Below are 3,560 nucleotides of genomic sequence, written 5' to 3' on the forward strand. Positions count from 1 at the left end.
AGACTGACTCGTTTTCCATGCTGAAAATTTAGCATAAAGGGCGTAAAACTCTTGCTCTTCTGTGTTCATAAACCAAATATCGCTATTTTTGAGATTTATAACTAACTTGTCCTACCCCCCACTTCTTGAAATGGTTATCCGATACAAATTATATAGCTATACTATAAAGTATTGGTAACTTGCAAATAATATACAGAGAAACACACATGGTTAAAATCCTTATAAAAAATATAATTTGACAAGATTTATAACGAAATAAATCTGATATAAATACCATTAAAATCTAAAAAACAACTAATCAATTTAAGAAAATGAAACAAAAATCAGGTTGGCTTTCAATAAAAGAAATTTACTCCTATTGTCCCCTTCTACACTCATATAGCCTGTTTCTCGGCATTCAATGAGCCATTCACGATAAGATAGCTGTCGATATTCATGACTCCGGGGGATTAGAGGGCTGAACACAGCTGCAAAACAAGCACAGCGTTACCGGAAAAATATACTCACAGTCAGTGCTTTTCACTTCTTTTCCTTATTTAAACCCAAACAGCAATGGAAAAATGAAGGTCACGAGAATAGTCCATAAGACATAAACAGGCAGGTAAGATGCCATGACTTTTCCGACTCCGTTTAAGTCTGACTTCTTTGAAAATACCTTGAAAAGTTGCGCAGTTACCAGCAAAAGGTTGATAAGAATCAGAACATTACCACCCAATACCGCAGCTCTGTTGGGCGTAATTCCCCATTCTGAAATCCGAAACAGGATAGCAGATAATGCAATACCATTAACAAGAATCGTTACAGCGGATAATAGAAAAAGAACCCATATTTCCGCCTGACTTTTAGCCGTTTTGGATGTTTCGGCAACGGAAAAGAAAATGATGGCCATCACGCCAATCAGTAACGCATTGAAAATCAACAGGAAATCACGGTCGTTGTAAGGGTCTTTACCTGAGTAAACGATGGCGATGAGATAAATGACCAGCATCACTAATACCAGCGGGCTGAATATTTTAGCAATGACCGGCGAAACTTTACCAACCAATTGCGGATTGGCTTGGGTGAGATAAGTGCCGACAATGGGTGCAGCGGAAAGTCCAAAAATTCCGACAGATTGAAAATAAAACTTTTCAATCTTAAAGCCAATCAGCTCAAAAAGATTAATCGTTATTGCCGTCATAATCGCTCCTGCTATCAAAATGAGCGTTGTCATGACTACCAGATCCCCGTTATACTTTAAGTAGCCAAGTCGTTTCTCAACGTTAGTTTTCGTTTCGCCAACAAAAGCAAAACCTACTATCGCCCATAGAAATAACACGATGTGAATACATGATAAGATTAAGGTATCGCTTTGTTTAACATTCGGAAAAAAATTGATAAAAAACAAACCAACAATAGTTGGGATAACTATAAATGCAATTTTACCTGTTGCTAATTCATTCTTCCTGACGAAGTAAGCCGATAGCAATGGAAAAATGATAAAACCAATATTACGGGTATAGAAAAACTCTTCATCTATTTGTAAAATTCCGGGCAACTTTGCAATTAAACCTGCCACCAGCGAAGCAATGATCACAAAAAGTAATTCCCTGCGGGTGCCCCAGTTAATCTCATCATTTTCATATTTCAGTCTTTCATTCCAGAAATCAGCGAGTTTATTGCCTTTCAGCTCCGGATATAATGTACCAAAAACTCGCTTAAAAGACGCCTTATTAGTTCGGTACAACTTTTCGAGTTGCCCGGGGTCGTTCAGATGGGTGAGAATTTCGTCTTTCATAAGCTTGTACTTTAAAAATAATTATCAAAATATTTGATTCCAAGCAGTTAAGGTTGTTTAATTCCACAACGTACCGGCCATCCCCAAAACAATTCTAAGCTAAAGTCCAATGATAGATACGATGATAGCCATTAGCTTGTTTACTCCGATACGAATAAGAAAGTAATTACATAAATCCTTGAACCCACTAACATTCTTTTCCGCATTAAAGCCACATCAATTGGCTGTGTTGTTAATTTATTTTTCATAAGACCGATAGTGTATTAAAGTGAATAACAACTAATTTACTAATATCTTATTCTCCTTGTTTCTGCAATCAAATTACCGAATCAGATTAATTTGAAAGTACTTTGTATTGCAAAGTAACATGATATAAAATTAATATGCAAAGCATGAATCGTTTTTTTTAAATGATTTTTTAATTCACCCCTTCAACACGTAGTATTGTCAAAAATTAAACTTCGGGAGTCTTTAAAATTGTGTATGAAGTATTTTACTTTGCGCAAGGCAACTATTTGTTTTTCAACACTTTGCTATGTTCTGCTACATTGAGCATGGTATCAATGTAAATCTCTTTTTCGTTTTCTTTTAAATACCTAAGCAACTCACGATGAGCCGGTAATGAAACATTTAAAGAATGCTCTCCACCCACGCCGTGAAATAGGAAAACAAGTAATTTTCCTTCGCTTTGAGCTTGCTTGACGAGTTTTATGAGTTGTTCACCCGTTTCACCATTGATCACGTACGAGTCAAAGTCATAAGGGTTTATTTCTTCAGGCTTTTGCATACGGGCTCGCACGGCTCACCGGCAAGGTCTTTTTTGAGGTCGTTCATAAACTCGATACCCTCCACTTTGGTATCGCCGCAAGTGAAAGCAAACGTCCGAAGTTTTTTTCCGTCCACCGATTCGAGTAAGGTATTGGTCATGCGAATTTCGTCGATGATGCGTTTGTAGGTATACTTGCTGAGGTCATTCTCGGGTTTTACCCAACTTCTTCCAGGCAATGAAGCATCACACGGGTGGAACAGCGTGTGATTTCCCAGTTCATGCCCCCTTTCAGCAGCTTGTTTCCATTCATTGATTCGATTTTTGAATCCTGGAAAAGAACCTGCAATGTAAAAAGTCCCTTTCAAATTAAGAGAATCAAGCAGGGAAATCGCGTGGTCAAGGTGCACATTCAGCGCGTCGTCGTAGGTGAGTACCACAGCACATTTTTTGCCTTTCCAAGGCTTGATTTCGTCCAAGGTTTCGCCATCTGTTCTAAAGGATGATGCCGGTAAATTCACTGAATTGTAAAAGTTTACGCCTTCCGGATTGTCCTGCCAGGCGTATCGCACGTATTTTGGAGATTTTACGGCTTCATTCCAAACTTCAATGACGTCTTTGCCAACGATTTTGGTTTTTGCCCAAACAAAATTCTGATCATAATCGGCTACTGCAAACCAGCGCAACTCTTCCCCATCTTTTGAGGTAATTCCTTCGGCTACGTTATTAAAAGTCAGCACGATTTTACCGTTTTCGATACGCTGCAATTTCAGTGTCGGCCCTGAATAAACCAACTCCTTTTCGCCGTACCCCAGATTTTGCGCCGAAAGTGCCAACCTTTTACCAATGTCTTTTTTATTCAGCAGATGAATATCATTCCATTCGCCTAAGTCAATCGTAACGGTTACGGCCGTGTTGGGCAGGGTGAGTGCTTTGGATTGTGCTTCCCGAAGCCTTGCCCAATTGCTTTCAGTTGGGGTGTAGTTTAAATCTTGAAAATTTGCCAGTTGTACTCCC

At 38.8% G+C, this 3,560-nt stretch carries 3 protein-coding genes; all 3 read right to left on the reverse strand.

Annotation, left to right across the window (positions count from 1 at the left end; genetic code table 11):
• Window positions 1-532: 532 nt before the first annotated feature.
• Window positions 533-1,777 (reverse strand): hypothetical protein, encoded by a 1,245-nt coding sequence (locus Q0081_RS23495; RefSeq protein ID WP_298359487.1) that lies wholly within the window; start codon window positions 1,775-1,777, stop codon window positions 533-535.
• 511 nt (window positions 1,778-2,288) lie between these two features.
• The gene (locus tag Q0081_RS23500; protein WP_298359490.1) at window positions 2,289-2,564 is read right to left on the reverse strand and encodes a hypothetical protein; all 276 of its coding nucleotides are present in this window, start codon (window positions 2,562-2,564) and stop codon (window positions 2,289-2,291) included.
• The coding region (locus Q0081_RS23505) for a polysaccharide deacetylase family protein (RefSeq protein ID WP_298359493.1) at window positions 2,543-3,560 on the reverse strand (1,018 nt) is incomplete at its 5' end. The genes Q0081_RS23505 and Q0081_RS23500, both read right to left, overlap by 22 nt.

The organism is Runella sp. (genome assembly GCF_027484545.1).
GTDB lineage: Bacteria > Bacteroidota > Bacteroidia > Cytophagales > Spirosomataceae > Runella.